General features: G+C 70.7%; 3 protein-coding genes. 2 read left to right on the top strand and 1 reads right to left on the bottom strand.

Features of this window, described 5'->3' with window-relative positions:
* Positions 1-98 precede the first annotated feature (98 nt).
* Positions 99-854: a helix-turn-helix domain-containing protein gene (locus ACFXGX_RS18055; protein ID WP_384791646.1), complete on the bottom strand. Its 756-nt coding sequence runs from the start codon at positions 852-854 to the stop codon at positions 99-101.
* Between the two features lie 239 nt (positions 855-1,093).
* Between ACFXGX_RS18055 and ACFXGX_RS18050 the strand changes: the two genes are divergently transcribed.
* Entirely contained in the window at positions 1,094-1,759 is a 666-nt protein-coding gene (locus ACFXGX_RS18050) for a DUF4097 family beta strand repeat-containing protein (RefSeq protein ID WP_384791643.1), read from the top strand.
* A gap of 40 nt (positions 1,760-1,799) precedes the next feature.
* Positions 1,800-2,621: an alpha/beta fold hydrolase gene (locus tag ACFXGX_RS18045; RefSeq protein ID WP_384791640.1), complete on the top strand. Its 822-nt coding sequence runs from the start codon at positions 1,800-1,802 to the stop codon at positions 2,619-2,621.
* Positions 2,622-2,810: the final 189 nt, after the last annotated feature.

Here is a 2,810-nt window from a genome sequence, read left to right as displayed (position 1 = left end):
GCGGCCCCCCCCGCGTGGCGGGGGGCGGCGGGGGCGCGCGCCCCGCGGGGGGCGCCCCCCCCCCCCCCCCCCCCGGCCCGCGTCAGCCGTGGCCCGCGTCAGCCGTGGCCCGCGTCAGCCGGCGCGGTGTCTTCCGGGGCTGTCCTGGGACTGGTGTGGAGGACTTCGCGGGCCTGTTCGGCGGCGCGGGTGATGCTCTCGCTGATGAAGTCGAGGAAGCGGGCGACGCCCTCCAGGCGGACGGCGGCGGGGGTGTCACGGCCGAGGACGGCGACGCCCTGGCGCGCGGTCCTGACGACCTCGTCGTTGGCCCGGGCGCTGGCGATCGTCGCCTGGTAGAAGAGCTCGTTGTCGACGACGTAACGGTCGCGGCGCCCCTCGTCGCGCTCCCGGCGCACAAGGCTCTGGCTCTCCAGGAACGTGATGGCCTTGGAGATGGACGCCGGGCTGACCTGGAGGCGCTGGGCGAGCTCGGACGCGGTCATGCTGCCCGCGTCGGAGGTGAACAGACTGGTCAGCACCCGGGACGGGATCTTGGGCATGCCCGAGCCCATGAGGACGGTGGTGAACGTCTCCTCGTACTCGGCCACGGCCTCGGCGTCCCGCCCGTGCGCCAGGGGAGCCGCCTCCTGCCCGCGGGCGGGGGCGGTCCTGCGCCGGTGGGCGCGGCGCTCGGTGGCGCGGTGGGCGAGGTTGGCGCGGTAGGCGGTGGGACCGCCGTTGCGCATCACCTCGCGCGTGACCGTCGAGGTGGGCCGGCCCAGGCTCCGGGCGATCTCGGCGTAGGGGAGGCTGTCGGCCAGCCCCAGCGCGATCTGCTGGCGTTCCTGCTGGGTGAGTCTGCCTCCCGGCATCGCGGTCTCCTCGGTGATTCCCGGCAACGGTCCATGGACCTGCTCACTATAGCGTTCACCTCTCACCCATTGCAATGATCGACTCGGAGAATGTTGCGTTACCCCTTGACTGGTTGCAACAGTTTTACTCAAATCACCTGCGTAAATGCCGATTCCATGCAACGAGTATGTTGCCCAAAGATGGAAAGCAACGTAGCGTTTCCAATGTCAGAAACAAGCTGTGAGCAAGGGAGAGCACGATGCAGACGTTCGACACCCCCACCCCGATCACCGCCCTCCTGGACATCCCCGCCGGACGCGTCCGGTTCATCGCCGCGGACCGCACCGACACCACCGTCGAGGTCCTGCCCGCCGACCCCGCCAAGAGCCGCGACACCAAGACCGCCGAGCGGACCACCGTCGCCTGCGCCGACGGCGTCCTGCGGATCACCGCCCCCGAGACCGGCAACGGCCTCCTCGGCGCCACCGGATCCCTGGACGTCACCGTCCAGCTCCCCGCCGGCTCCCACGTCGAGGCCAGGACCGCCAGTGCCGAACTGCGCTGCGAGGGACGCCTCGGCGACATCGCCTTCGACGGCGCCTGGCACCACATCCGGATCGACGAGGCCGCGAGCCTGCGCCTGACCGCGAGCGACGGCGACGTCGAGGTCGGCCGGCTGGAGGGCCCCGCACGGATCAGCACCGCACGCGGCCACATCCGCATCGCCGAGGCCGTACGCGGCACGCTCACGCAGGACACCCGGCTCGGCGACATCACCGTCACCGCCGCCCCCGGCGTCTCGGCCGCCCTGGACGCGACCACCGGCACCGGCCGCATCGCCAACACCCTCAAGAACGACGGCACCACCGCGCTCGACATCCACGCCACCACCCCCCGCGGCGACATCACGGCCCGCAGCCTCTGAAAACCCCCGACGCAACCGGCCCCAGAACAGGAGAAGCCCCATGAACAAGAACAAGAGCAACACCCCTTCGACCGGCGAGACATGGACCGGCATGGTCCCCGTCGACGACACGGCCCTCGCCGTCACCGACACCGGCGGCCCCGGCATCCCCGTTCTCTACCTCAACGGCCAGTTCGCCACCCAGGGCTACTGGCGGCGGGTCATCGCCGAACTGGGGCCCGGATGGCGCCACATCACCTACGACGAACGCGCCCGCGGCAAATCCAAGCGCTCGGCGGACTACTCCTTCGAAGCCGCCGTCCGTGACGTCGACGCCGTCCTCGCCGCCCGGGGCGTGGACCGCGCGGTGGTGGCCGGCTGGTCCTACGGCGCGTTCGTCGGGGCCCACTGGGCCCACCGCAACCCCGCACGCGCCCTGGGCGCCGTCCTGATCGAAGGCGCCCAGCCCTACGACTGGCTGGACGAGGCCATGGAAGCGCGGATCCGGAAACTGTTCCGCAGGATGGGCTGGTTCCTGCCACTGCTGCGCCCCACGGGCCTGGCCCCGAGGATGAACGCCGACCAGATGGCCGCCACCAACATCGAACTCGGCAAGCTCGCCCGCGAACGCGAACTGGCCCCCGTACTGGACGGCATCACCGTCCCGGTGCGCTACGTCGTCGCCTCCGGCGCGTCCCTGGGAAGCAAGGGCGACGAACAGGAACGCATCCGCGCCGCCCTCGACGCGGTGACCACCCGCAACCCGAACATCAAGATCAGCGCGAAGGTCCCCAGCAACCACGACGCGATCCTGAAGAAGGACTACAAGGCAGTGGCCAAGGCCATCCGAGACGCCGCCGCTCCCACCCGGGACACGAACTGACACCACGACCCCCGACACCACCCGAGCCCCCACCCCACGAGGGTGAACGCCACCTCCACGGCAGCGTTCACCCTCATCCCTTTGACCGTGCGCCGCCGCAGGTTTCCCCAGGTCTGGAGCCCGGAGCACCGCACTGCTACGATTGATCTTGAGCTGAACGGCGGAAGTCGCGCCGGTCGGTGATGCGTT

Source organism: Streptomyces sp. NPDC059371, from assembly GCF_042751995.1.
Taxonomy (GTDB): domain Bacteria; phylum Actinomycetota; class Actinomycetes; order Streptomycetales; family Streptomycetaceae; genus Streptomyces.
Note: the sequence above shows the minus strand (reverse complement) of the source record. Positions and strands in the feature narration are given on the sequence as shown.

Bases quoted from the DNA above. Each gene is read 5' to 3' on its own strand.
- ACFXGX_RS18055 (WP_384791646.1), bottom strand. From the start codon at position 854: ATGCCGGGAGGCAGACTCACCCAGCAGGAACGCCAGCAGATCGCGCTG.
- ACFXGX_RS18050 (WP_384791643.1), top strand. From the start codon at position 1,094: ATGCAGACGTTCGACACCCCCACCCCGATCACCGCCCTCCTGGACATC.
- ACFXGX_RS18045 (WP_384791640.1), top strand. From the start codon at position 1,800: ATGAACAAGAACAAGAGCAACACCCCTTCGACCGGCGAGACATGGACC.